At 36.2% G+C, this 25,778-nt stretch carries 24 protein-coding genes; 11 read left to right on the top strand and 13 right to left on the bottom strand.

Features of this window, described 5'->3' with window-relative positions; translation table 11 throughout:
* Positions 1-13: 13 nt before the first annotated feature.
* Positions 14-1,384: a 23S rRNA (uracil(1939)-C(5))-methyltransferase RlmD gene (gene rlmD, locus ACZLO7_RS03780; RefSeq protein WP_464941186.1), complete on the top strand. Its 1,371-nt coding sequence runs from the start codon at positions 14-16 to the stop codon at positions 1,382-1,384.
* A gap of 264 nt (positions 1,385-1,648) precedes the next feature.
* Positions 1,649-3,397 (top strand): methyl-accepting chemotaxis protein, encoded by a 1,749-nt coding sequence (locus tag ACZLO7_RS03775; RefSeq protein ID WP_464941185.1) that lies wholly within the window; start codon positions 1,649-1,651, stop codon positions 3,395-3,397.
* Positions 3,398-3,625: 228 nt separating this feature from the next.
* Here the strand turns inward: ACZLO7_RS03775 and ACZLO7_RS03770 are convergent, their stop codons facing one another.
* The 5 genes from ACZLO7_RS03770 to ACZLO7_RS03750 all read right to left on the bottom strand — a co-directional run bounded on the left by ACZLO7_RS03770 (position 3,626) and on the right by ACZLO7_RS03750 (position 7,830).
* Entirely contained in the window at positions 3,626-4,468 is an 843-nt protein-coding gene (locus tag ACZLO7_RS03770) for a class I SAM-dependent methyltransferase (protein ID WP_464941184.1), read from the bottom strand.
* A gap of 111 nt (positions 4,469-4,579) precedes the next feature.
* Positions 4,580-5,305 (bottom strand): D-alanyl-D-alanine carboxypeptidase family protein, encoded by a 726-nt coding sequence (locus tag ACZLO7_RS03765; protein WP_464941183.1) that lies wholly within the window; start codon positions 5,303-5,305, stop codon positions 4,580-4,582.
* Position 5,306: 1 nt separating this feature from the next.
* Positions 5,307-6,248 carry an IS30 family transposase gene (locus ACZLO7_RS03760; RefSeq protein WP_511261353.1) on the bottom strand — a complete coding sequence of 314 codons (942 nt, stop codon included), beginning with the start codon at positions 6,246-6,248 and terminating at the stop codon, positions 5,307-5,309.
* Positions 6,249-6,342: 94 nt separating this feature from the next.
* The gene (locus tag ACZLO7_RS03755) at positions 6,343-6,525 is read right to left on the bottom strand and encodes a hypothetical protein (RefSeq protein WP_464939179.1); all 183 of its coding nucleotides are present in this window, start codon (positions 6,523-6,525) and stop codon (positions 6,343-6,345) included.
* Positions 6,526-6,654: 129 nt separating this feature from the next.
* Entirely contained in the window at positions 6,655-7,830 is a 1,176-nt protein-coding gene (locus tag ACZLO7_RS03750) for an MFS transporter (protein WP_464939180.1), read from the bottom strand.
* A gap of 429 nt (positions 7,831-8,259) precedes the next feature.
* Here ACZLO7_RS03750 and ACZLO7_RS03745 point away from each other — a divergent pair, with 429 nt between their 5' ends.
* The 3 genes from ACZLO7_RS03745 to ACZLO7_RS03735 all read left to right on the top strand — a co-directional run bounded on the left by ACZLO7_RS03745 (position 8,260) and on the right by ACZLO7_RS03735 (position 12,268).
* On the top strand, positions 8,260-8,451 hold the full coding sequence (locus ACZLO7_RS03745; protein WP_464939181.1) for an SE1561 family protein: 192 nt from the start codon (positions 8,260-8,262) through the stop codon (positions 8,449-8,451).
* Positions 8,452-8,583: 132 nt separating this feature from the next.
* Positions 8,584-10,119 (top strand): fumarate hydratase, encoded by a 1,536-nt coding sequence (locus ACZLO7_RS03740; protein ID WP_464939182.1) that lies wholly within the window; start codon positions 8,584-8,586, stop codon positions 10,117-10,119.
* Between the two features lie 244 nt (positions 10,120-10,363).
* Positions 10,364-12,268 carry a heavy metal translocating P-type ATPase gene (locus ACZLO7_RS03735; RefSeq protein WP_464939183.1) on the top strand — a complete coding sequence of 635 codons (1,905 nt, stop codon included), beginning with the start codon at positions 10,364-10,366 and terminating at the stop codon, positions 12,266-12,268.
* A gap of 77 nt (positions 12,269-12,345) precedes the next feature.
* Here ACZLO7_RS03735 and ACZLO7_RS03730 read toward each other — a convergent pair whose 3' ends face one another.
* A complete protein-coding gene (locus ACZLO7_RS03730) occupies positions 12,346-13,278 on the bottom strand; it encodes a YihY/virulence factor BrkB family protein (RefSeq protein WP_464939184.1) in 933 nt (310 codons plus the stop codon).
* A gap of 23 nt (positions 13,279-13,301) precedes the next feature.
* Complete coding sequence (locus ACZLO7_RS03725; RefSeq protein ID WP_464939185.1) at positions 13,302-13,652, bottom strand: YtxH domain-containing protein; 351 nt, start codon at positions 13,650-13,652, stop codon at positions 13,302-13,304.
* 208 nt (positions 13,653-13,860) lie between these two features.
* On the opposite strand from ACZLO7_RS03725, the gene ACZLO7_RS03720 reads away from it, so the two are divergent.
* Together ACZLO7_RS03720 and ACZLO7_RS03715 are read left to right on the top strand one after the other, a co-directional pair.
* Positions 13,861-15,243: an alanine/glycine:cation symporter family protein gene (locus tag ACZLO7_RS03720; RefSeq protein WP_464939186.1), complete on the top strand. Its 1,383-nt coding sequence runs from the start codon at positions 13,861-13,863 to the stop codon at positions 15,241-15,243.
* 71 nt (positions 15,244-15,314) lie between these two features.
* Positions 15,315-15,539: a DUF1128 domain-containing protein gene (locus ACZLO7_RS03715; protein WP_464939187.1), complete on the top strand. Its 225-nt coding sequence runs from the start codon at positions 15,315-15,317 to the stop codon at positions 15,537-15,539.
* Between the two features lie 54 nt (positions 15,540-15,593).
* On the opposite strand, the gene ACZLO7_RS03710 is transcribed toward ACZLO7_RS03715, so the two are convergent.
* From ACZLO7_RS03710 to motA, 4 genes are all read right to left on the bottom strand, one after another.
* A complete protein-coding gene (locus tag ACZLO7_RS03710; protein ID WP_464939188.1) occupies positions 15,594-16,502 on the bottom strand; it encodes a pseudouridine-5'-phosphate glycosidase in 909 nt (302 codons plus the stop codon).
* A 3-nt stretch (positions 16,503-16,505) separates the two neighbouring features.
* A complete protein-coding gene (locus ACZLO7_RS03705; RefSeq protein ID WP_464939189.1) occupies positions 16,506-17,597 on the bottom strand; it encodes a carbohydrate kinase in 1,092 nt (363 codons plus the stop codon).
* Positions 17,598-18,047: 450 nt separating this feature from the next.
* Positions 18,048-18,839: a flagellar motor protein MotB gene (motB, locus tag ACZLO7_RS03700; protein ID WP_464939190.1), complete on the bottom strand. Its 792-nt coding sequence runs from the start codon at positions 18,837-18,839 to the stop codon at positions 18,048-18,050.
* Complete coding sequence (gene motA, locus ACZLO7_RS03695; protein ID WP_193737513.1) at positions 18,823-19,626, bottom strand: flagellar motor stator protein MotA; 804 nt, start codon at positions 19,624-19,626, stop codon at positions 18,823-18,825. The genes motB and motA overlap by 17 nt, the downstream gene beginning before the upstream one ends.
* Positions 19,627-19,817: 191 nt before the next feature.
* Between motA and ACZLO7_RS03690 the strand changes: the two genes are divergently transcribed.
* The 4 genes from ACZLO7_RS03690 (at position 19,818) to ACZLO7_RS03675 (ending at position 23,254) form a co-directional block, all read left to right on the top strand.
* A complete protein-coding gene (locus tag ACZLO7_RS03690) occupies positions 19,818-21,050 on the top strand; it encodes an aminopeptidase (protein ID WP_464939191.1) in 1,233 nt (410 codons plus the stop codon).
* Positions 21,051-21,243: 193 nt separating this feature from the next.
* Positions 21,244-21,378 (top strand): hypothetical protein, encoded by a 135-nt coding sequence (locus ACZLO7_RS03685; protein ID WP_464939192.1) that lies wholly within the window; start codon positions 21,244-21,246, stop codon positions 21,376-21,378.
* A 237-nt stretch (positions 21,379-21,615) separates the two neighbouring features.
* Complete coding sequence (mreBH, locus tag ACZLO7_RS03680) at positions 21,616-22,623, top strand: rod-share determining protein MreBH (RefSeq protein ID WP_464939193.1); 1,008 nt, start codon at positions 21,616-21,618, stop codon at positions 22,621-22,623.
* Positions 22,624-22,693: 70 nt separating this feature from the next.
* Entirely contained in the window at positions 22,694-23,254 is a 561-nt protein-coding gene (locus tag ACZLO7_RS03675; protein WP_464939194.1) for a beta-class carbonic anhydrase, read from the top strand.
* Positions 23,255-23,416: 162 nt separating this feature from the next.
* Here the strand turns inward: ACZLO7_RS03675 and ACZLO7_RS03670 are convergent, their stop codons facing one another.
* Together ACZLO7_RS03670 and ACZLO7_RS03665 are read right to left on the bottom strand one after the other, a co-directional pair.
* Complete coding sequence (locus ACZLO7_RS03670; protein WP_464939195.1) at positions 23,417-23,962, bottom strand: GNAT family N-acetyltransferase; 546 nt, start codon at positions 23,960-23,962, stop codon at positions 23,417-23,419.
* Positions 23,963-23,968: 6 nt separating this feature from the next.
* Positions 23,969-25,759 carry a M3 family oligoendopeptidase gene (locus ACZLO7_RS03665; RefSeq protein WP_464939196.1) on the bottom strand — a complete coding sequence of 597 codons (1,791 nt, stop codon included), beginning with the start codon at positions 25,757-25,759 and terminating at the stop codon, positions 23,969-23,971.
* Positions 25,760-25,778 lie beyond the last annotated feature (19 nt).

Below are 25,778 nucleotides of genomic sequence, written 5' to 3'. Positions count from 1 at the left end.
GGACGTGTAATTTTTGACGCAACAATCAATCATGGAAATGGGACAAAAACTCAATATAACAATTAAAAGGCTTGGTATTAATGGTGAAGGCATCGGCTACTATAAACGTAATGTCGTTTTCGTCAAAGGCGCGCTTCCTGGTGAAGACGTCATTGCACAAGTGACGAAAGTAAATCGCAACTTTGCAGAAGCTGACGTTGTGAAAATTCACAAAAAATCACCAATACGCCAAACACCACCATGTCCAGTTTATGAGGAATGTGGTGGTTGCCAACTACAACATATAACATACAAAGGACAATTAGCAGCAAAACGAGATGTCATCGTACAAGCTCTAACAAAGTATGTAAAATCACAAGCAAATAAAATCAATGTTCGACCTACTATTGGCATGGAAGATCCTTGGCATTATCGAAATAAGAGCCAATTCCAAGTACGTAAGCCTGGCAATAAAGTACTTGCTGGCTTATATTCTGCCAATAGCCACAAGCTGTTGAACATTGAAGAGTGCTCTGTACAACACCCAGCAACAACGAAGATCACGACAGCGACAAAACATATTTTAGATGAGCTAAACATTCCAATCTACGATGGTCGCTCAAAAGGAATCGTCCGTACAATTGTTGTTCGTACAGGAATAAAAACAGGTGAAATACAACTAGTGCTTATTACGACACGAAAAAACTTCCCTAAAAAAGAAATACTCGTTGAACGTCTAAAACAAATTAATCCAAGTGTCGTATCCATCGTACAAAATATTAATGCTGAAAAAACCTCATTAATATTTGGTGACGAGACATATACACTAGCTGGAAAAGAAACAATTCACGAAGAACTTGGAGAACTGGCTTTTGATTTATCAGCTCGTGCATTCTTCCAGCTTAACCCTACACAAACTGTCCATCTCTATAATGAGATTAAAAAAGCGGCTGCACTTACAGGGAAAGAGACTGTTGTCGATGCTTATTGTGGCGTTGGTACAATCGGTCTTTGGTTGGCAAAAGACGCAAAAGAAGTGCGTGGGATGGATATTATTCCTGAAAGTATTCACGATGCTAAGCTTAATGCGAAAAAACATGGCTTTGAGCATGTTAAATACGTGAAAGGCTCTGCTGAAGAATGGTTAGCGAAATGGCGAAAAGAAAAATTCGTACCTGACGTACTAACAGTAGATCCTCCTAGAACTGGTCTTGCGCCAAGTCTGCTAAATACAATTGTACAAGTTAAACCTAAGCGCTTTGTCTATACTTCTTGTAACCCTTCAACTTTAGCTAAGGACTTACAGGAGCTTACAAAAGTATATGACATTCAATATATTCAACCGATTGACATGTTCCCCCAAACTGCACATGTTGAGTCAGTCACTTTATTAACGTTAAAATAATGTATAAAAAGATTGAAGTTCTTATGAGCTTCAGTCTTTTTTATTGTTCTTCTTTGCCTCTTCTATAGACTTAAATCCCTAAATACTAATGACAAATAAAGGACAAATCCCTACAAATAACATAATGTATTTTTCTAAAATAAAACATTTCCCCCTTATTAGTGATAAAATATTACAATTTTCTATGAATTTTCTCATTGCTTATCATAGTTCGCGAATTCATAATAGAATTAACATATTTTCTACAATGAAGGAGGGGTCTCAATGCAAAGGATACGTAACTCAATTCAATGGAAGCTCATGCTAAGTTCGTTTCTTCTTGTCGCAATACCTTGTATTATTATTGGCTTTTTCAGTTATCAAAGTGCAAAATCTAATATGGATAAACTAGGTGAAACGATTGTTAAAAATAGTGTACAGACGACAATGCAACTAATCGCTTCACTTGATGCTGAAGTACAAAAAGGACACTTGTCATTAGAAGATGCACAAGAAGCTGTGAAGGTTCAAATCATTGGTGAAAAGACAGAGGATGGACACCGAGAGATTACATACCCTGGTGACTTAGGAAAAAGTGGTTATATCTTCATTTTGCAAGAAGATGGCTTAATGCTTGCCCACCCCAATATAGAAGATCAACAATCTTGGGAGCTAAAAGATAGTAGTGGACAATATTTTATCCAAAAAATTATAAAAAATGCACAAGCCGGTGGCGGATTTGTCGAATATCCATTCCACCTGCCTGATAATGAAAAGAAGCTTGCTAAAAAAATTACATATGCAGAAATTGATCCGCACTGGGGTTGGGTTGTAAGCGCCGGAAGCTACAAAAAAGACTTCAACTCATCCTCACAACAACTACTTGTCGTCATGGGTATTGCATTAATTGTATCATTTATCATCGCTACTATTGTTATGTTCTTTTTAGCAAAACATTTCGGCAATCCAATTTTAAAACTAACAAATAAAGTAAATAAAATTTCTACTGGCGACTTAACAGTTCAATTACATGAACTAAAACGCGGAGATGAGTTAGGTCAATTAAATGGCCATTTTGACGTGATGGTAACACAATTAAAAACATTAATAAGCGAAGTCGATACGACAATAAATGATATTCAAGATGCCTCTACAACTTTAACAGCCGTATCAGAAGAGGCTACTGCTTCTACTACAGAAATCACACGTGCTGTATCGGATGTCTCTGCAGGCTCATTACAGCAAGCAAAAGATGCAGAGGAAACTAAGCTAGTTATCGTAGGAATATCTGAACAAATAAAAAATCTATATCAAAAAAATGAGTATATGCAACAATCTTCAGAACAGATGCAAAACTCTAATGAACAAGGGCTTAGCAATTTAACATTATTAAAAGAGAAATCGATAAAATCAGCTGACCTAGTAGATCATGTTCAGAAAGTATTCCAATCCCTTTCTTCAAAAATGAAAGACATAGAAAATATTATTCAAACGATTAATCAAATATCAGCTCAAACAAATTTACTGGCTCTTAATGCAAGCATTGAGGCCGCTAGAGCTGGTGAACATGGTAAAGGGTTCGCCGTTGTTGCGAACGAAGTAAGAAAACTAGCTGAGCAAACTGCATCTTCAACAGAAAGCGTTCAACAAACACTACGTGGTATTGAACATGAAACCTTACTAGCAAATCAAGAAATTGACAAAACATCTGCAATTGTCAAAGAACAAAACGAGGCTGTTTCGAATACAGAAACTTCTTTTGAAGATATAAAGTTGAATGTAGGTACCATTATTACCTCTATAGAGGATGTAACAGAGAGCGTCAACATTTTAATGGCTTCTACGGAAATGTTCACTTTTGCAATTGAAAGTATTGCTGAGGTAAGTGATCAAAATGCCAAAGCTTCTACAGAAGTATTTGCTTCGGTTGATGAACAACAAGATGTCATCGATATTGTAGCTAAATCTGCCACGCTATTATCAGATGAAATTAGTAAGTTAAAATCGTCGATTGCACAATTCAAACTAAAATAAGCAGACAAAAGGCATTCAGAATACTCACATCCTGAATGTCTTTTGTTTATATATATTGGTTATTGTAGATCCTCTTTTATGCCATTATTGGACTTTGCCAAGTCCAATTGGCGAGTTTCTTTAAATTTGCAGCAACAAAAGTAAGCATCGCCTGCTTGGACACCCCCAAATCAATTCTTTCGAGTTTCCCTACAGTCTTTAGCCTTTTAATGAGGACAGCTTTCTATTTTATAAGCTATTAGGTCTCCAATACAAAATGGCAGCTTTAAATTGATGTTTATATATATATTGACCTTCTTTGTATTCAACATATCTCTGCACGGCTTCCTCAACTTGCGACCGTTCTACATTTGGCGTCAATAGCTTCACACTATTAGCTTCAATCATTTCATCATAAGAATCATACGTATACGTTTTCTCCAAGTCTACTATCTGACAATTAGTATGGATATCAAGCTCATAAAGAATATTCATCAAATCTATATAATCTCTTCTAGGATACTTTAACGAGTAGCCGAAGTTATTATGTAAATCAATATAATGCGGACGCATCGGAGCAAAAGTCACACCAATGATGGCTAACTTCCTGGCACTATTATGTATTTGTTGAAGAGCTCTTTTTATTTCATATATACGATAAAAACAATTCATCCCAAAAACAATATCGTATTGCTCAGGTCTCTGATAATCCTCCCACTTTTCATGAATGAAGGAAATATTACTATAACGATCGGTATCACATTTATTTTGCAAATAATTTATCATACTTGCAGAACTATCAACACAAGTTAACTTCTCTACATGCTTCGCAAGTGGGAACGTATAATTCCCCCAACCAGGTCCGATTTCTAGAACGGTATCAGTTTGGTCAATAAACTTACAAAGTTCTTTAAAGACATCTTCTGCATAAGGATCTTTCTCCTTACCTTCATTTTTTTCAATATATCGTGCCCAAAACTGCTCTTCTAAGTCATCATTAATCATACGCTCGGGCATCTTCCCAGACCAATCTTTCATCCCTTCTTGCCAAACCTTTTCGAAATCCACTTTATTTCTCGTTTCAGTAATCATTGCACACTTCCTTTTCCACTATATTCAAGTGCCTTATTGTCTTTATCATATATTGACAATATCACTCTCGCAACGATAAAAGGATTGCACTCACAAGTACAATCCTTATTATTAGAATGGTTGATTATAAACCGTAATAGCATCCGTCATATGAAACTGCTCCGTATTATGATTTCCAGGTGCTCCCGTTGTAATGAATATATACTGCTTGCCATCTTTTTCAGCTAAACTTGCCAAACAAAGACCTGCTTTATCTGTATAGCCTGTTTTGCCACCTAAAATCGTGCCGCCTTTAATAGAAGTAGATGGCAGTCTTTCAAACATTGAACTGTTAAAAGTAATTCCATCTGGATGTACATTTGTTGCAGAAGTTGTATAACGCTTTGCGGTAAACACTTCATAGAATTTTTCATTCTGTAAGGCATAACGTAATAACTTCGATAAATCCTTAACAGTCGAAAAGTGCTTACTATCTTGTAAACCTGTCGCATTCATAAAATGTGTATCATTCATACCAAGCTTTTTAGCCTTATCATTCATTATCTTTACAAAGTCTTTCTCTGAGCCAGAAACAGCAATAGCTAAGCTAATGGATGCCTCCGCTCCAGATGGTAAAATATTGCCGTATAATAAATCGCGTACACTAACCTGTTCCTGTGCGGCAAATCCTGCTACTGAAGCATTTTCAGCGCGGATTTTATCAAACATCTCATCAGGAATTGTGATTCGTTGATCTAAATCAGGTAAGTTCTCTATTGCTAAAATAGCGGTCATCATTTTGGTTAGAGATGCAGGATAAATCTCCACCTCACTTTGTTTATCAATGTAAATTGTCAATTCAAGTCGAACATGGCAGATAACTCATGAATATCTCAAAAGGCGTATTGAAATTAAGAACTTTTCTAGGTACTTGATTGAAATTCAAAAGAAACGTCATGATTTCATTTCGAGTTAACTTGTTAAAGTCGGTTCCTTTTGGATATGTGCGTCGGATTCGACCATTTGTATTTTCATTAGTTCCACGTTGACCTGGGACGCCAGGATCTGAAAAGTAGAATGGGATTTCCAGTCCTTTTTCAATTTCGATCCACATGTGAAATTCCTTTCCCCTATCGGCTGTTATTGATTTCACTAGTTTTTTGGGGAGGTTTTTCAGAAGAGATATAATTTCTTTAGCTGTTTCGTAGGCAGTTTTAGATGCTAATTTTTGAACGATTGTAAATCTGCTCATACGTTCTGTAAGTGTGAGAATCTGGCTTTTGTGACCTTTACCAATTATTGTGTCTACTTCCCAGTGTCCTATTTCGCTTCGTGGAGCCTGTCGTGCATGAATTTTTTTCAACTGTGGCATTTTTCCACGTGTTTCTTCTTGGTTGTTTTTCAGTTTCTTTCCTTTACGGATGAGGAGCTTTTGAGACAATTGGAATAGTCCTGCTGCTGCGTATCGGTAAATACTTGAAACGCTTATAGCGAATGGTTTTTTGTGTTCTTTTTCATATCGTCCAACAATCATTTCAGGCGACCAGCCTTTCTTTAAATGGACAAGAATATACTTGATATCATCTAAATCAACCATGGGCTTACAACCACAGTTTTCACGCTTATTTTCATAATCCATTTGCGCTTGAAGTGCATTGTAAGGGCAGACACGGTCCAATTCGTATTTAATCGTGCTTTTGCTTCTTTTTAGTTGTTTTGCGATATAGGAAATAGATTTATTAACCAGTCTATATTCTTCGATTAAAACACGTTCCCATGGTAAAATGTGTGTATAGCTCATCGGGAGCACTCCTTTATTAGTTGATTGGCGTTAACTAATGTGTACCCGATTGAGCTATTTTTTATTTATCTTTCGTTCGACTTAATATGATAATCTACACAAACAAAACTTTCCCACTATTTAAATCAACCAGAATAGCATTTTCACTAAATAACCCCTGTTCTCCCTCAATTATTTGTTGCTTATCATTTATAAATAAATTAGCAGTCCATAGTACACCTAATACTAATAGTACAATCACTATTTTAGCTCTTCTTTTCAACTTTCTTGCCTTCACATGAAACAACTCCTTTCAATTCTATTAAACCAAACAGAAATGAAGGAAGTTTAAAGGAAATCTGATTTTTTTCTTAATTTTCCAATATAAAAGGCCTTCGTCACTTTAATAAGTGACAAAGACCCTACATTATATTATTTGCTTTACAGTTCTTCCTCCAATTAAAGAGATGAAAAAGACAATTAGCAACATGATTGATACAAGTAATAGGAAGCTATACTCGGTGACAAATTGTAAATAGAGTCCGCCTAAAAATGGCCCGCTCAAGCTACCTAAGCTAAAAAATATTCCACATAATAAATTGCCAGTTGGCAGTAATTCTTTAGGAGTTAAATCTGTCATATATGTAATCCCTAATGAGAAGAGTGAACCTGCAAAAAGCCCTGCACATAAAAAGACTATAGCTACTATAATTTCAGATCCCTCGAGGAAACTGCCTATACCGAACATCGCTCCCCCACCTGCTAAAGCAATTAATAGAATTTTACGACGTCCAATCTTATCCCCCAGCATCCCCAATGGTACTTGTGAGATAATCCCACCTACCGAGAAAGCTGACAAAATAATAGATAACATGGCTACATCAAATGAAAGTCGTAGTGCATAAACCGGGAACAATGCATTTAATGAGGACTCTAAAAAGCCGTAACAAAAAGGTGGTAAAAATGCTACCCATGCATATTTTAATGTCGATACATAACGTCCCCATGCTTTTTCGTCTCCTTTGGACATTTGAATCGACTCTGGACGCTCATTTTTCAATAAGAAAATAAGCGACCATGCTACTATACAAAGAAGAGACGAGACGATAAATGGTAACGCTTCGAAAATTTTCATCAATGGGACAAATAAAGGTCCCAATGCAAAACCTAGACCAAATGATAAACCATAAATTGCAATGCTTTTACCCATGCGATGTGCTGGTGCTGTACTAGTAATCCAAGTTTGGGTAGCATAATGCAATGCGTGATCTCCTATACCAATCAGCAAGCGTAACACAAACCAAAACGTGATACTTTTCCATAATGGAAACATTAATAATGATAAAAAAACAAGCGCTCCGCCAACCACAATAATTGGCTTATAGCCAAACTTACGTAATGGTTGTTCGATAAAAGGAGATATTAATAATGTCCCAATATATAAACCTGTTGCATTCAAACCATTTAAAGCAGAAGAAACCCCATCCTGCTCGAAAATTACCGACACAAGCGGCAATAACATACCTTGAGAGAAGCCTGAAATGGAGACCATAATTACCAAAATCCAAAATCTTCTCTTTTCAAAATTAGTACTATGTCCCATTTCTTCCCCCTTATGATTATAAAACAATTGAAGTATTACTTAATTCTTGTACAATATTACCATAACTATGTTGGAAGCCGATATAATTTTTCCCATAAAAAATGAAGGCCCAGTTCACATTAATAACATGTGTACTGAGCCCTCTAACAATAACTATTATTCATTTTAATTTGCAGTTGCTTTTAAATCCTTAGCGGTAGTTCGCCGTTGACTGCTAAATCCCTCCCTCTACTACAGGATTTTCATATTTACTTTTCTTAGTATCCTCCTTCCCCTTTCTTATATATACCTTATCACAATGTTTAAATAATGTAAATTTTCTAAATATAAAAAATGTTAAAACATTAAATAAGTCCTAGTATTTCCTTATTTCAATTGAAAAAACTATATAAATCAGCTACTATTGGGTAGAAGAAATGAGGTGTAATAATGGGTAAATCAATTACAGATAAAGATCAACAAGTGACCTACCTAAAAGAACGTCTTCAAATCTTTTTAGAAGTGCTAGACGCAATCGACCCTGAAACTACTGAATTAGAAGATATCGATCGCCTTATTCAGATGATGGACGATTTAGAAGATAAAATGGATCAATTCAATGACAGACCTGAAAACCAATAAGTAAAATGAATGATTTCTTTCATTTTCATCAGTTTCTAAAAGAGCGAGAATTCACGCTCTTTTTTTCATATTTTGAAAAGAGTATAATAAGTATGGAATTAATATATTTCCTTATTTGAGGGGGCAATTTACATGAATTTAGAAAAGCTTGAACAAAGCATTTATGATTTAGTAACTGAAACATCGACAAACTTACCAAAAGATGTACGCCGCGCGATAAAAAAAGCAAAAGATGCTGAAAATGCTGGTACTCGTGCTGCTATGAGTTTAGATACAATCTCTACTAATATCCATATGGCTGACGATAACATTTCGCCAATCTGTCAAGATACTGGTCTTCCAACATTTAAATTAAAAACTCCAGTTGGTGTAAACCAAATGGAAATCAAAAAGGTTATAAAAAAAGCAATTGCTCGAGCTACTGCTGATGCGAAGTTACGTCCAAACTCAGTAGACTCATTAACTGGTGCAAACAGTGGTGATAACTTAGGTGAAGGTCTACCTGTTATGAAATTTGAACAATGGGAAAATGACTTCATCGAAATCAAGTTAATCTTAAAAGGTGGTGGCTGTGAAAACAAAAATATTCAATACAGCCTACCAACTGAATTAGAAGGACTTGGACGAGCTGGTCGTGACCTAGATGGTATCCGCAAATGTGTTCTTCACTCTGTCTACCAAGCACAAGGACAAGGCTGTTCTGCTGGATTCATCGGTGTTGGAATTGGTGGAGACCGCTCATCGGGATATGACCTAGCAAAAGAACAATTATTCCGTAACGTTGATGATACAAACCCAAATCCTGATTTAGCCAAATTAGAAGATTATATACTTGAAAAGGCTAATACATTAGGTATCGGTACTATGGGCTTCGGTGGTGAAGCAACTTTACTTGGCTGTAAGGTTGGCGTTATGAACCGTATTCCGGCATCATTCTATGTATCTGTAGCATATAACTGTTGGGCTTACCGTCGTATGGCAATCGATGTTGATGCTACTACTGGCGAAATCAAAAACTGGCATTACCAAGACGGCGAGAAAATCTCGTTCAAAGATGAACCCCAAACAGAAGAACCAAAATCAGAGAAAAAAGTCGTTGAGCTAACAGCACCAATCTCTGAAGAACAAATTCGTTCATTAAACGTTGGTGATGTAGTTAAAATCACTGGTCGTATGTATACTGGCCGTGACGCTATCCACCATCACTTAATGAGTCATGATGCTCCAGTTGATCTAAACGGCCAAATCATTTATCACTGTGGTCCAGTAATGGCAAAAGATGAAAATGACAATTGGACAGTAAAAGCTGCTGGTCCTACAACTTCTATCCGTGAAGAACCGTATCAAGGCGATATTATGAAAAAATTCGGTATCCGCGCTGTTATGGGTAAAGGCGGTATGGGACCAAAAACACTTGCTGCTTTAGCTGAACACGGTGGCGTTTACTTAAATGCAATCGGTGGGGCTGCACAATATTATGCTGACTGTATCAAATCAGTTGATGGCGTTGACTTAATGGAATTTGGTATTCCAGAAGCAATGTGGCATTTATCAGTTGAAGGCTTCACAGCTGTTGTAACAATGGACTCTCACGGTAACTCTTTACACGCAGACGTTCAAAAATCATCTCTTGATAAATTAGCTCTACATGCTGAACGCGTATTTTAATAGAATATAAATGTTACTCTCGAAGACTACTGACAGTTTTCGAGAGTTTTTTTATTATCTAGATGCACAATTTCTCATAAATTAACATTTATTAAACAATACTCTTCCACAATTCTCACCTCTATGTTATAATGATTCTAAATTAAAAATAATTGTAAAAATTACTGGTAAACCCTTGTGGTTAGCCAGTTTTATTCATTAATAAAGATTTTGATATTGATATTCATTATCAGGAGGTATGACAATGGAAACTGTAAAACAGCAAAATCACTCTCTAATTGAGAAACTAAAAGAACATGCTGAACTAATTGCTGCATTAACTTCAGGTGTCATCATTTTAATAGCCTGGCTACTAGAAAAAAGTGATTTGAACACTTTATCCATACCATTTTTCGTCCTTGCCTTTGTAATCGGAGGCTTTGCAAAAGCTAAAGAAGGTGTTGAAGAGACAATTGCTAACAAGGAACTAAATGTAGAATTCCTTATGATTTTAGCGGCAATCGGCTCTGCAATCATTGGTTATTGGACTGAAGGTGCAATTTTAATCTTCATCTTCGCAGTAAGCGGTGCACTTGAAACGTATGCAATGAATAAAAGCCACAAGGAAATATCAGCACTTATGAATTTACAGCCTGAAGAAGCCTGGTTAGTAGATGATCAAGGTGAACTAACTCGCGTCTCTGTTCCTACTTTGCAAAAAGGTGACCATCTTTTTATTAAACCAGGTGAGCGTGTTCCTGCCGATGGAGTAATTATCGAAGGAACTACCGCTATCGACGAGGCCGCTATTAGCGGTGAGGCTTTACCAGTAACTAAACTTGAAGGTGATGAAGTATTCGCGGGAACTGTTAATATGAGTGGTGCAGTGACTATGGAAATGACGAAACCAAATTCCGAATCACTATTCCAGAAAATCATTGACCTTGTACAATCTGCTCAAGATGAGAAATCACCTTCTCAGCAATTTATTGAACGATTTGAAGGTACTTATGTAAAATTTGTTTTAATTACTGTTGTCCTAATGATGTTCATCCCCCACTTTTTACTTGATTGGGATTGGACAACTACTTTCTATCGTGCAATGGTGCTACTTGTTGTTGCATCACCTTGTGCTCTCGTTGCATCTATTATGCCAGCAACACTCTCAGCCATTTCTAATGGTGCAAAAAGCGGTATTTTATTTAAAGGTGGCGTTCACTTAGAAAATTTAAGTGTATTAAACGCAATTGCATTTGATAAAACAGGAACACTAACAAAAGGGAAACCAGTTGTCACGGAGTTTATAGTTCGTGATGGTTTGGATCAACAACAAATGCTCTCAATTGTTGCTGGTATTGAATCACAATCAAATCACCCACTTGCTCAATCGATTACCACTTTTGCGAAACAACAAGGAATAAAAACCTTTCATAAAGCGCAAATTGAAGACGTACCTGGCTGGGGTCTAAAAGCAGTTGTCGATGACATTGGTTATAAAGTAGGGAAAGCCGATTTCGTAGGTCATGAAGATGCGATGAGTTTTGCAAATGGTATTGCACCTTCCTTAGCAGATGAAGGTAAAACGGTTATTTTCGTTCGTGATGAAAAAGGAATTGTTGCCATTGCTGCGATGAAAGATACCGTTCGTGAAGAAGCAAAACGCGCAATTGCTCTTCTTAAAGAGCTAGGTATTCACACAGTTATGTTAACCGGTGATAATGAAAATACGGCGAAAGTGATAGCAAATGAAGCAGGTGTTGATGCTTATATTGCAGAGTGCTTACCTGAAACAAAAGTACAACATATGAAGGATTTAATGGCTAAGTACAAACATGTCGGAATGGTCGGCGATGGTATTAACGATGCCCCTGCCCTAGCAACAGCTACGACAGGTATTGCAATGGGTGAAGGAACAGACATTGCTTTAGAGACAGCTGATGTTGTATTAATGAAAAATGACCTTTCTAAAATTGCTTATGCGGTTAAACTTTCACGTAAAATGCAAAAAACAGTCAAGCAGAATATTGCATTTTCCATTTCAGTTATCGCATTGCTTATTATCTCAAACTTCCTACAAACAATAGATTTACCTTTAGGCGTTGTCGGGCATGAAGGTAGTACAATTTTAGTGATTTTAAACGGTTTAAGACTTTTAAATAAAAACATCTAAAAAAAGAGTGACCTCTCAAATGAACTGCACCTCGAATTTTAGACTATGTCTAAAATTTAGGGTGCAGTTCAAAATGGTCACTCTCTTTTTTGTGCTTCTAGTCTAATCTGCATAATGGCATTAATCTGTCCACTGGCCATTAAAATCATTCCTGTGAAATATAGCCATAACATTAAAATGATAATTCCACCGATACTACCATATGTAGCAGAGTAATTTGCAAAATTACTAACATAATATGAAAATCCATAAGATAGAACAAGCCACGCAATCGTTGCAACAGCCGAACCCAATAATACACTTCTTAAATATAATTTCATGTTAGGTAATATCCAGTACATTACCGTTAATACTGTGAAAATCAACAATGGAGGAATAAGCGAGCGAATACTATTCCACACATTTAAAAATTCTACAGCTATTCCAAAGTGAGAAAATAATACAACACCAATTTGTCTACCAAAGACAGATAATAACAGTGCAATAATTATTAATCCTACTAATAAAAATGTGAAAATAACAGACACTAATCTCGCAATGATAAAAGGTCTTGTTTCGTCTTTATCATAGGATCGGTTTATGGATTTGATTAGTGCATCTACTCCTTTAGATGCTGACCAAATCGTAGCGATAAAACCGATGGACAATAATCCACTATTTCTATTTTCTAGTACCTCACTAATTGTCCCACTTATTAATGAATATACTTGGTCAGGTAAAATTGCATTCAAAAACAAATAAACTTGATCTGGATCTATATTTAAGAACGGTAGTAATGTCATTAAGAAAATGAGTAAAGGAAAAAAGGATAACAGGAAGAAATAAGCTAACTGCGCACTAAACCCTGAAATGTCCGCATCTTTTAGTCGTTGTATAAACTCCATCATAAATCCTTTTGATGTCGTTACATCATTAACCTCCCCATTCTTTCCCTTTTTCTCTATACCCATCATCTTCATCTTATCAAATACTTCTGAAGACCTTGAATCGTAACGATTGTTTCTACTCATTTCCCTCCTCCCCTTTGTTCAGATCAAAGATGAATTATATTTGGATCTTCTTCTGTTTCTTTTGGAGATACAAATGCATTTTTAGTATCTGCTAAAAGGTTTTTCACTTGTGGCGTATAAGTTCGAATCTCATCGATTTTTTCCATTAAGAAATCTTTTTCTGATGAAAATGAATCGTATAGCGTTTGATACTTTTCTACTTTATTTTGTACCTTTTCAACAAACTCATCGCGATTTTTTGCATAGTACTTTACATCCTTTGAGATGCTTTTAGCTTTATTGCATGTGCTTTCACGTGTACTACGATCCAACATACTAATTGCTGCTCCTGCAATTGCTCCAATTGTAATTCCTACAAATAACTTATTCGACATTATAAATTCCTCCTTGCAAATTTCTTTGAAATAGTATGCCCTTATACTTTAACAATAAAACTAAAGTGATGGCTATTCAATGTAATCTCTCAAAAAAATATTTCTTGACTTATAGACAGAATTTTTAGAATAATAGAATATAATGGAGAAAAAAATAGAAATAGGAGGAATATTTCACAAAAATCAACGTACAAGGGGGAAATATTAAATGGATAAGTTAAATGAGATTTTAAGTTCGATATCAGGCGTATTATGGGGAATCCCATTAATTGTCTTAATCGTTGGTTCAGGGATTTATCTCACTATTCGAGTGGGTGTATTACAACTCAGACTATTACCAACAGCTCTTAGACTAGTATTCTCTAAAAAACATGCTTCAGATGCTGAAGGCGATATTTCACAATTTCAGGCACTGACAACAGCTCTTGCTGCTACAGTTGGTACAGGGAATATCGTTGGAGTTGCAACAGCTGTTATTTTAGGGGGACCTGGTGCTATATTCTGGATGTGGTTCTCTGCATTCTTCGGTATGGCAACGAAGTATAGTGAGGCCATTTTAGCAGTTCGCTTCCGAGTAAAAGATTCAAAGGGTCAAATGGCTGGTGGACCAATGTACTATCTTGAACATGGTCTTAAACAGAAATGGCTAGCTGTATTATTCGCATTATTTGGCGTTTTAGCTTCATTTGGTATCGGGAACGGTACACAATCTAACTCAGTTGCTGGGGTTGTAAATTCTACTTTTAAAATTGATCCATGGATTACTGGTATTATTTTAACTCTTTTCGTAGGCCTTGTTATTTTAGGGGGAATTCAATCTATCGGTAAAGTAACAGCCGTTTTTGTTCCAGTTATGGCTGTTTTCTATTTAGCTTCTGGTTTAATCATTATTGTCATGAATATTACTGCAGTACCTGAAGCATTCATAACAATTATTAAAATGGCATTCTCAGGAGAAGCTGCGGCAGGTGGTGCAATTGGTGCTGCAATTCGCTATGGTGTTGCTCGTGGGGTATTCTCCAATGAAGCTGGTCTTGGTTCTGCTCCAATCGCAGCAGCTGCTGCGAAAACAGATTTACCGGGAAGACAAGCACTTATATCAATGACACAAGTTTTCTTCGATACTTTTTTAATCTGTTCGATCACTGGCTTAACAATCGTTATGTCTGGTGTTTATACAAATCCAAATCTAGAAGCAAATGCAATAACAACACAAGCATTTGGTCACTTTTTAGGTAGCTGGGGACCAATTGTTGTAGCGATTGGATTGATATTCTTCGCTTCTTCAACTATTTTAGGTTGGGCTTATTATGGAGAAAAGTGCTTCCAATACTTATTTAAAAATCCGTATGCTCTTTTAGCTTACCGTCTTATTTTCGTTGCTTTCGTATATATCGGTGCGACAATTCCACTTAATATTGTTTGGACATTCTCTGATGTTGCAAACGGCTTAATGGCAATACCAAACTTAATTGGTCTTATCGGCTTATCAGGTATTGTCGTTATAGAAACAAAACGTATTAAAGAAAAGCTAAAAGAAGAAAAAGAAGAAAAATTAAATAAAGAAGCTGAGCAAACTGTAAAGGCATAATCAATTTGTAATTGACATTCATTTCATTGCATGAAATGATACTATGTATTGAACGAAAGGTAGGGAATCCTATGAATCTAACTGAACCCTCTACTGAGAATGTCATCTATATGATTGATATGATCAAAGATAAACTTCGTATGGTAAACGCAGATGCAATGAAACCAGAGCATTTTGATACCGCACAATACGAAGACCTTGTCTATCTTTATGAAATGGTTATGAAACGCGATGCGTTTAGCCCAAGTGAAATGCAAGCAATCGTAACTGAACTAGGCTCACTTCGTAAATCATAAAAAAGCTAGGAACAGCCATACTTTTATGGCTTTGTTCCTAGCTTTTTTATCTGATTATTTATTTAAAGCTACAGCAATTTTAGAACCAACTACTGCATTGTATTTTACTAATGCAATATTAGCTACTAAGCTCTTACCTTCTGTTAATTCTTTTACTTTACCTAATAAGAATGGTGTTACTTGTTTACCATTAATACCATTCTCTTTAGCTTCTTGTAGTGCTGTTTCAATGATGTTAGTGATGAAATCGTGATCCATCGCATCTGCTTCTGGAATTGGGTTAGCTATTACTGCTCCACCTGTAAGTCCTAGATCCCATTTTGTACGTAACATTTCAGCTACTGTTTCAGGATTATCTGCACGGAAGTTTACAGAGAAATCACTTTCACGTGTGTAGAATGCTGGTACTAAGTCTGTTTCATACCCGATTACTGGAACACCTTTTGTTTCAAGATACTCTAGAGTCAAACCGATATCTAGAATAGATTTTGCACCAGCACATACTACTGCAACATTAGTTTGTGCTAGCTCTTCTAAGTCTGCTGAAATATCCATTGTTGTTTCAGCGCCACGGTGAACACCACCGATACCACCTGTTACGAACATTTCAATGCCAGCTAATTCTGCACAAATCATTGTTGCAGCTACTGTTGTAGCACCTTTTTGTTTTGTTGCTAGTAAATAAGCAAGATCACGACGAGATGTTTTTGCAACATCTGGTGAGTTACCTAGTACTTCTAATTCATCATCAGAAAGACCGATTTTGATTTTACCATCTAAAATAGCAATTGTAGCTGGAACTGCACCGTTATCGCGGATGATTTGTTCTACTTCACGTGCAGTTATAACGTTTTGCGGGTACGGCATACCATGTGAAATGATTGTAGATTCTAACGCTACGATTGGTAGCCCTTTTTCTTGTGCAGCTTTTACTTCTTCTGAGAATGATAGATATTGTTTCATGAATTATTCCTCCAGCTCATTTTTTAGTTTATTTGCGGATAAATCTGGTCTTACTGTAAATGCGCATTGTAAAGTTTTCGCTGCATTCATCAAACCATTTTGAATATTTTCTACGAAAGGCTCTTGTAGGATCCAGCTATGTAGCAATGCCCCTACAAAAGCATCACCAGCACCTGTAACATCTTCAACATGATCAATTTGTATAGCAACATAATTCTCCGCCGCCAGGTCTTTAGATGCGGCATAGACCCCTTTACTACCTGCTGTTATAACAACATTTTCTGCACCTTTATCTAACAATGCTTGTACTGCATTTTTCCAGTCTTCCTCTGAAGAAATTGTAATATCCAAATACGTTTCTGCTTCATCTCGATTACAGATAAACCATGTTACGCCGATTAAATCTTTTGGCATACGATCCATCTTCGGTGACGATACTGGAATTAATGCAAATGGAATATGTCTTAGCATTGCAAGCTCTTTAATGCTTTCAACTGTTTCTTTAGGACAATTTAAATCCATTACGATACATGTTGCATTTGACATCGCTGCCTCGTGCTTCATTAGCAACTCTGGCTTTAATAAATCATAAACTTCCATGTTCGCTACAGCTAATAGCATTTCTCCTTGCTCATCTAAAACAGCCGTATACGAGCCCGTCGATGCGTTTTGAAATAGTTCTACATTAGAAACATTCATATAACTTGTTGAAGCTTCTTTAATCGCATTCCAATCTGAATCCTTACCTGCACCTGTTAAAAGTGATACATGGTGTCCTAGACGCCCTAAATTTTCTGCAATATTTCGAGTTACACCACCGATACTTTGTGTAACGGCTGCAGGATTAGAAGTACCTAACTGAGCTTTACCTTTAATATGAAATTTACGGTCCATATTGGCTCCACCAATACAAATCACTTCATTTTCTTCCGGCAATATATAAGCCCTCCCGACAATTTTACCTTGACGAGTTAAACCTGAAATAATATTCGCTAAAGCGGGCCTAGACATCTTTAATTCTTCAGCCATTTCTTGTTGAGACAAAAATGGATCTTGGCGAATAAGCTTTAGGATCATTAACTCTTTATCATTCATGTCATCACCCTCATTACATTTGTTTAAATTATAAACTTTTGTTTTTTAAATGTCAAAAAAAAAAAAAAACGATTTGTGAAATACATGTCGTTTCAGTATGTCGACAAAATGCATTCAGATCACATCTTGAATGTCTTTTGTTATTTTCATATATTTTGGTTATTTTTGATCCTCTATTATAGATGAAGTGCTCTTCGAATATTAGCTTTTATAACATTTTTGGACTTTGCCAAGTCCAATTGGAAAGTTTCTTTAAATTCATAGCAGCAAAAGTAAACATCGCCTTGCATGGACACTTTTTTAAGACCCTTTAAGGTTGTCTGATGTAGCGGAAATCAACGGTCTTATCTGTTTATTTTTAGAAGAAAAAAGACTGTAGATAAACCCGAATTTCTTCGAGTTTGTTTACAGTCAGCCTGAAACGATTTGTGAAATACATATCGTTTTTTCTTATTCTGATTTTTTTGATGCTTTTTGTTCGTTTGTATTTGTACCGTCCTTTTTCACTAAAGGTTGAATAAGTACTTCTACACGTCTGTTTTTTGAACGACCTTCATCCGTATCATTTGTAGCAACAGGTTCATTTTCTCCGTACCCTTTTGCACTAAAGAACGCAGTGTCTAGATTAGCATTGTCGTCTACAACTAATTTCAAGAAATTAACTGCACGCATAACACTCAGCTCCCAGTTTGAAGCAAACTCTGCATTATTCATAGGTACTGTATCTGTATAACCTGTGATTATGACATGACGTGGTGGATCAAATACAAGTAACTTGGACAATTCTTTTGCAAGGCTTTGATACTCTTTTTTAACATCTGCTTTACCCGGATCAAAAAGAATACTATCTCGGATTGTTACGAGCAATCCTTCATCTGTGAGCTTTGTTGCAAATTGCTTTTCAAGCTCATTGACAGCTATAAACTCATCTACATTCCCTTTAATTTTTGATAAAGCTTCTTGATCTTCTAAATAAGCTGCGTCTGCATTGCTATCTTTTTCAGTACTTTTTGGCTTTAGTGGTTCAACTGGTGATGGCTGCTCAAAAACACCATCACCTGAATCGAAGATAGAACTAAAAACAGTAGAAAGCTGTTGCATTTTTTGTACATCAACAGTACTTGATGCAAATAGTACGATAAAGAGCGCTAATAATAATGTTAAAATATCGGCATATGGAATTAGCCAAGATTCATCTGTATGCTCTTCATGCTTTTTCCTTCTTCTAGATTTCTTTGCCAAGGCCACTCGCCCCGCTTTCGTCCATTATTTGAGAGCGATCTTCTTTAGTTAAGTAAGACGCTAATTTCTGTTCGATTACGCGAGGGGCTTCACCTTCTAGAACCGATAAAATACCTTCAATCATCATTGTTTTTTGACGAATTTCTTGGCTAGATTTACGTTTTAACTTATTTGCAAATGGATGCCATAGTACATAACCCGTGAAAATACCTAGAAGTGTCGCTACGAACGCTGCTGAAATAGCATGTCCTAATTTTTCAATATCGTTTAAATCTCTTAGTGCTGCAATCAGACCAATTACTGCACCAAGCACCCCTAAAGTTGGGGCATATGTACCTGCTTGTGAAAAAATTAAAGCTCCGCTTGCATGGCGATCTTCCATCGCTTCCACTTCTTCGTTTAATACGTCGCGGATATAATCTGCATTTTGACCATCAATAGCCAAAGTCAATCCATTTTTCAAAAATGGATCATCAATTTCGGATACTTTGCTTTCAAGTGCAAGTAGCCCTTCTCGACGAGCTAAATCTGCCCATTGCGAAAACATTTTAATAATTTCTACATCACTTACTAACTTTTGCTCCTTGAAGATAAGACCAAACAGCTTAGGTATACGTTTTAGTTCACTCTTAGGAAATGCGATCGTAATCGCTGCGATCGTACCGAAGATGATAATAAGTATCGCTGCTGGATTCAGTAATGCATCAGGAGTAACACCTTTAAAATACATCCCTGCTAATAGCGAAACAAAAGCTATTATTAAACCAATAATCGATGATAAATCCATTTTAGTACCCCCAAAATCGTCATTCTTTTTTTTATTTCGGTTTATATTTCATTATCTTAATAATCTATTACAAACAATAGGAGATATTTGCCGAAATTTCGTGAAATGGATAAAAATATGGTCTTTTACTTTTTCTTTTCTAATCTTTCAAAAATTGTTACAATTAACTTAATTTAAGGAGGAATGTCGTCATGATTTCATTCAATGAGAAATTAAATCGTTATGCTGAACTTGCTATTAAAATTGGTGTCAACATCCAACCCAATCAATTTCTATATATTAGCACTTCTGTTGATAATGTAGAGTTAGTCCGATTAATTACTAAAAAGGCTTATGAAGCTGGTGCCAAACAAGTATTTGTTGATTTTGCGGATGATCAAATTAGTCGTCTACGTTACGAGCTAGCTCCTGCAGACTCATTCGACTTTTATCCACATTGGAAAACGGAAGAACGTAATTGGTTAGCAGAACAAGGTGCTGCCTTTATAAGCATTGTTTCTCAAAGTCCAGATTTACTAGCCGGGATTGAATCTAGCCGTATCGCCTCTTTCCAAAAAGCGACAGGTAAAGCATTGAGCAAGTATAGAGAATATGCACAATCTGACAAAATTAGTTGGAACGTTATTGCAGCATCTTCAAAAGATTGGGCTGCCAAAGTTTTCCCTGAACTGCCTCAAGAGCAACAAGTTGAGCATCTTTGGGAAGCTATTTTTAAAGCTGTAAGAGCTGATGTAGCAGATCCGATTAACGCTTGGAAAACACTCGATGAATCGTTGCATGACAAAGTATCCTATTTAAACGAAAAAAAATATCATAAATTGCACTATCGTGCTCCTGGAACAGATCTTACAATTGAACTTCCTAAAAACCATATTTGGTGCGGTGGCGGTAGTGTCAATGTGAACGGCAAAGAATTTATGGCTAATATGCCTACAGAAGAAGTATTTACTGCACCATTTAAAACCGGTGTTAACGGTTATGTATCTAGTACTAAACCATTAAGCTATGGTGGTAATATTATTGATAATTTTAAAATTACTTTTGAAAATGGTCGAATCATAGACGTATCTGCAGAACAAGGAGAGGAAGTACTTAAACAACTTGTGGCTACTGACGAAGGTTCACATTATCTAGGTGAGGTTGCTCTAGTTCCTCACAATTCACCTATTTCACAATCGGGCCTATTATTCTATAACACACTGTTCGACGAAAATGCTTCTAACCATTTGGCTATTGGTAGTGCTTACGCTTTCAACATAGAAGGTGGTAAAACCATGTCTCGTGAAGAGATTGCAGAGAACGGCTTAAACCAAAGTCTAACCCATGTAGATTTTATGATTGGTTCTGACAAGATGGATATAGACGGTATTTCGGAAGATAACAATGTAGAACCAATATTCCGCCAAGGAAATTGGGCATTTTAATATCCCAGCATGTATTCTATTAAAATAACAATATAATTCTTATATCATATCTTATTTTTATTAAAATTTGCAATTTAAACCAGTAAAAAGCATGAGTAAATAGTTTATCCATAAATTAGACTTATCTTCAAACAAAATATCATGTATACTGGTAGATAATGAATCTTTAATAATGGTAGAGAGGAGTTTTATAATGTTTACATTTATTTTAACAGTTTTAGGATATTCAGCACTTATCCTAATCACTGGTGGGATCCTTATTCACTATTTACTAGTAGGATTAGATACATCAACTGCAACTCTTGTTGATCCAAAACCTAAAAACTAATAATCCAAAACAGTTACTTATAAAGTAACTGTTTTTTTATTTTTTCCTCACAATTTCATAACAAACTCGTGACATTTTAAACCTATTTACCCTTAAATTTCCCAATAACTGATTATTTATAAATACTATTTCCACACTTATTTCCTAAACAACTTACAACTTCCAATATGTAACATAGGGGTTTTGCTGTTTTTCCTCTATACTTATGAGGCAATGTTATAAAGGAGGAAATATACAATGTTTTCAACAACTGCAATTGGAATCGATCTTGGCACTGCCAATACGTTAGTATATACAAAAAACAAAGGAATTTTATTAAATGAACCATCAGTTATTTCAGTAAATACAACTACAAATGAAGTAATCGCAATCGGTACAGAAGCAAAGAGTATGATTGGGAAAACGCCCGCGAATATTCAAGCAATCCGTCCCCTTCGTGATGGTGTCATTGCCGACTTTGATATGACTACCGCAATGATTAAAGCCATTATGCAAAAGGTAGGAAAAGTTATTGGTGGCTCAATCCGTAAACCGAGTGTAATCGTTTGCACTCCATCCGGTGCTACTTCAGTTGAGCGTTTAGCTATAAGAGATGCTGTTAAACAATGTGGAGCTAAAGAAGTCTTTTTAATTGAAGAACCTGTTGCTGCAGCAATCGGTGCTGATCTTCCTGTTAGTGAACCAATCGCAAGTGTCATCGTTGATATCGGCGGAGGTACAACAGAGGTTGGAATCATATCATTTGGCGGCGTTGTAACTTCAAACACTATGAAACTGGGTGGCGACCGAATGAATGAAGAAATCATTCATTTCGCACGTAAAGAATACAGCGTACTAATTGGTGAGCATACTGCTGAGAATATAAAGAAAGAAATTGGTTATGCTTTAATCCAACACGAAAAAGAGTACATGGAAGTGCGCGGTAGAGATATTGTAACTGGTTTGCCAAAAACGATTACGGTAAATTCAGAAGAAATTCAAAGTTGTCTTAAAGAATCTCTTCTTTCAATTTTAGAGGTTATCCGTAGAACTTTAGAAAGCTGTCCACCTGAGTTATCTGGAGATATCGTAGACCGTGGCGTTGTTTTAACAGGTGGCGGCTCTCTATTAAAAGGTATGCCTGAATGGCTTTCAGATGAACTACTTGTTCCTGTTATTCTAGCTCCATCACCATTAGAATCTGTTGCAATCGGTACAGGCCGCTCGTTAGATACAATGAATCTTTTACAAAAATTAAATTCATAATTTCTTTAAAACTTATTCTCTTTTCTGAATAGTTATTCTAAAATAAGTATGTAAGGAAAGGGGAAAGTCTATGTCAATAATAAAAGATATTCTTACATTCAATGAAACCTTCGTAGAAGAAAAGCAATATGAGCCTTTTATTACAAGCAAATTCCCGGATAAGCATTTTGTAATTTTAACATGTATGGATACTCGCCTTGTAGAACTATTACCAAAAGCTATGAATTTACGTAATGGCGATGTCAAAATCGTTAAAAGTGCAGGTGCCACTTTAAATCATCCGTTCGGTGGTATTATGCGTAGTCTACTTGTAGCAATCTATGAATTACAAGCAGATGAGATTTTTGTCATTGGGCACTACGATTGTGGTATGAGCGCAGTTAACCCTGACAAAATGCTAGCTAAAATGGTTGACCGTGGGGTCTCTCAAGAAGCAATTGATCTATTAAATTATTCTGGTGTAAACTTACATGATTGGTTACGTGGCTTTGACGATGTAACAGAAAACGTACGACATAGCGTCGAAGTAATTCGAAATCACCCACTAGTTATCGACTCTATTCCCGTTCATGGTTTAGTAATCGACCCAAGTACAGGTCGTCTTGATATAGTTGAAGACGGTTCTAAATAATCGAAATTACAAAAAGCGAGAGTCACCTTAAAGGTGCCCCTCGCTTCTTCTTTTTCAAACAGAAATCGACGCATTTCCCAGGAAATGATTCGCTAATTATTTCATTCCGTAAAGCATTCCTCTGACAGTACTTTTCCATCTCCGCCAGACGGCCTTACCCTTTCAAAAATCATCATCTATATAAGAATACAAATAATGATCTTCCCAATTTCCATTAATGTACAATAGTTTTCTTAATAACCCTTCACGTTGGAATCCAGTTTTCTCTAAAACGCGAACAGAGCCAATGTTTTTTGGGGATACATACGCTTCCATCCGATGCAGCGACAAATCTTCAAACCCAAATTTCACTACTAGTTCTAACGCCTCAGATGCAATTCCTTGACCAATATAACGTTTATCTACTGAATAACCGACAAAAGCACTTGCAAATGGTAATCTCTTGATAGAATAAATCGATATATGTCCTACAAGATCCGACGTTCCCATTGCAAATATTGCAAAACTATACTCACGGTTTAGTCTCATACGCTGAATAGACTCAATAATTTTCTTTCTTTGAGTATGTTCTGTATAAAACTCATCTTCATGTAATGGCTCATAAATCGACCAATAACGCTTATTCCGCTTTACTAGATTTGTAAATGCCGAAACATCGGCTTCTTCTAACGTTCGCAAATAACAGCGATTTCCTTCAAGAAACACCATGTCTGATCACCCTTTTTGAGTGGTTAATTCTAAAAACTGTTCTACATCCTGTTCACAAATACGAATCCCCTTTTCCCAGAATGACTTTTCTGTAATATCCTCACCTAAATGTTTCATCGCTAAGTCTTCTACAGTCATAACAGCTGTATCTTGCAATAAAGCGATATATTTATCTTCAAAGCTACTACCTTCTTCTTTAGCCTTGACATAAATGCTTAATGAGAACAAATAGCCAAATGTGTATGGGAAATTGTAAAATGGCACACTTGTCATATAGAAGTGCAATTTTGAAGCCCAAAAATGAGGATGAGTTACATTTAGTGCACCCGCATAAGCTTCTTTCTGTGCTTCTTCCATTATTTCGTTCAACCTATGAGCTGGTACAATTCCTACCTTACGTTCTTCATAAAAACGAGTTTCGAACAGGAAGCGCGCATGAATATTCATGAAGAATGCGACACTACGCTGAATTTTATCTTCAAGTAATGCTATTTTTTCATCTACTGATTTTGCTTCTTGAACAGCTGCATCTGCAACAATCATTTCAGCAAATGTAGAGGCTGTTTCTGCCACACCCATTGCATAGCCAGTATTCAATGTATGAATCGGACGTAAAGCATACGAATGAAATGCATGCCCCAGTTCATGCGCTAATGTTGCTACATTAGACATAGTACCACTATAAGTCATGAAAATACGTGACTCCTTCGTTAATGGCACACTGGTACAAAATCCACCTGGACGTTTATTTGGGCGATTTTCAGCTTCAATCCAGCCGTTTTCAATTGCACTTGCCGCAAAGGCCTCTAGCTTCTTGCCGAATTGCCCGAAATTTTTTATGACGAAAGCAGCACCTTCTTGATAAGAAATCGTTTCAGTGGATGCTGTAATTGGTGCATCTAAATTAAACCAATCCATTGTACTTGTGTTTAGTAGCTCCGCTTTACGTTTTAAATATTCAACGAAAGGTGCTTTATGGTCTGCAATTGCACCCCACATTGCATCAATTGTTTCAGGTTGCATACGGTTAGTTTGTAGTGGCTCTTGTAATATCGAATCCCAACCACGTTTTTTATATGTTTCTAATCGGAACCCTGCTATATGATTCAACGTTTTTGCAAAGAATTCCTCTTTTTCAGTCCACGTTTTTTCAAGTGCTTCATAAGCAGCTTGACGTACTGCAGCATCCGGATGTGAACTTAAGTTATTTGCTTGACCTACAGATAATTCTTTTTCTTCACCATCAATTGTAAAAGGGATTTTAATATCACTAATCAATAGATCATACATTTCGCCCCAAGCATTATAACCATCAACCTTTAATGCAGAAATTATATTCTCTTCTTGCTCAGAAAGTTTTAATTTAGTTTCATCTCGCCATTCATTTAAGGTGAATTTGAATTGTGATAGCTCCTCAGTAGCTAGTAGCTCTGTCCATATTCTTTCTTCTATGCCACTTAGCTCTTGCTGAAATTGCAATTTAATTGGTGCAAAACTTGCAGCTAGTGATGAAATTTCACCTCGCAATAAGGAAGCTTTTTTGTCCGTCATATCTTGTGCTTCTAGACACGAGATAAATGAACCAATTTGCCCCATATTAACATATACTTCTTTCATTAATTCTAGAACATCTAAAATGGATCTGGCATCTTCTACTATAATACTTGAAACGGCTTTTTGTAATATTTCTAATTCAACTGGAATTCTGTCTAACTGTACCCTTAGCTCTTTTGAATCGCTACCCCCAGCAAATATAGACTCTAAATCCCATACTTCTGGATATTGTTGTTTTGTCATATTCAAGCCCCCATTACTA

The sequence above is a fragment of the Viridibacillus sp. d25.2 genome, from assembly GCF_055456015.2.
Note: the sequence above shows the minus strand (reverse complement) of the source record. Positions and strands in the feature narration are given on the sequence as shown.

Bases quoted from the DNA above. Each gene is read 5' to 3' on its own strand.
- ACZLO7_RS03735 (WP_464939183.1), top strand. From the start codon at position 10,364: ATGGAAACTGTAAAACAGCAAAATCACTCTCTAATTGAGAAACTAAAA.
- mreBH (WP_464939193.1), top strand. From the start codon at position 21,616: ATGTTTTCAACAACTGCAATTGGAATCGATCTTGGCACTGCCAATACG.
- ACZLO7_RS03715 (WP_464939187.1), top strand. From the start codon at position 15,315: ATGAATCTAACTGAACCCTCTACTGAGAATGTCATCTATATGATTGAT.
- ACZLO7_RS03670 (WP_464939195.1), bottom strand. From the start codon at position 23,962: ATGGTGTTTCTTGAAGGAAATCGCTGTTATTTGCGAACGTTAGAAGAA.
- ACZLO7_RS03760 (WP_511261353.1), bottom strand. From the start codon at position 6,248: ATGAGCTATACACACATTTTACCATGGGAACGTGTTTTAATCGAAGAA.
- motA (WP_193737513.1), bottom strand. From the start codon at position 19,626: ATGGATTTATCATCGATTATTGGTTTAATAATAGCTTTTGTTTCGCTA.
- ACZLO7_RS03710 (WP_464939188.1), bottom strand. From the start codon at position 16,502: ATGAAACAATATCTATCATTCTCAGAAGAAGTAAAAGCTGCACAAGAA.
- ACZLO7_RS03725 (WP_464939185.1), bottom strand. From the start codon at position 13,652: ATGTCGAATAAGTTATTTGTAGGAATTACAATTGGAGCAATTGCAGGA.
- ACZLO7_RS03750 (WP_464939180.1), bottom strand. From the start codon at position 7,830: ATGGGACATAGTACTAATTTTGAAAAGAGAAGATTTTGGATTTTGGTA.
- ACZLO7_RS03730 (WP_464939184.1), bottom strand. From the start codon at position 13,278: ATGAGTAGAAACAATCGTTACGATTCAAGGTCTTCAGAAGTATTTGAT.
- ACZLO7_RS03690 (WP_464939191.1), top strand. From the start codon at position 19,818: ATGATTTCATTCAATGAGAAATTAAATCGTTATGCTGAACTTGCTATT.
- ACZLO7_RS03685 (WP_464939192.1), top strand. From the start codon at position 21,244: ATGTTTACATTTATTTTAACAGTTTTAGGATATTCAGCACTTATCCTA.
- ACZLO7_RS03705 (WP_464939189.1), bottom strand. From the start codon at position 17,597: ATGAATGATAAAGAGTTAATGATCCTAAAGCTTATTCGCCAAGATCCA.
- ACZLO7_RS03720 (WP_464939186.1), top strand. From the start codon at position 13,861: ATGGATAAGTTAAATGAGATTTTAAGTTCGATATCAGGCGTATTATGG.
- ACZLO7_RS03745 (WP_464939181.1), top strand. From the start codon at position 8,260: ATGGGTAAATCAATTACAGATAAAGATCAACAAGTGACCTACCTAAAA.
- ACZLO7_RS03675 (WP_464939194.1), top strand. From the start codon at position 22,694: ATGTCAATAATAAAAGATATTCTTACATTCAATGAAACCTTCGTAGAA.
- ACZLO7_RS03740 (WP_464939182.1), top strand. From the start codon at position 8,584: ATGAATTTAGAAAAGCTTGAACAAAGCATTTATGATTTAGTAACTGAA.
- ACZLO7_RS03665 (WP_464939196.1), bottom strand. From the start codon at position 25,759: ATGACAAAACAACAATATCCAGAAGTATGGGATTTAGAGTCTATATTT.
- ACZLO7_RS03775 (WP_464941185.1), top strand. From the start codon at position 1,649: ATGCAAAGGATACGTAACTCAATTCAATGGAAGCTCATGCTAAGTTCG.
- ACZLO7_RS03770 (WP_464941184.1), bottom strand. From the start codon at position 4,468: ATGATTACTGAAACGAGAAATAAAGTGGATTTCGAAAAGGTTTGGCAA.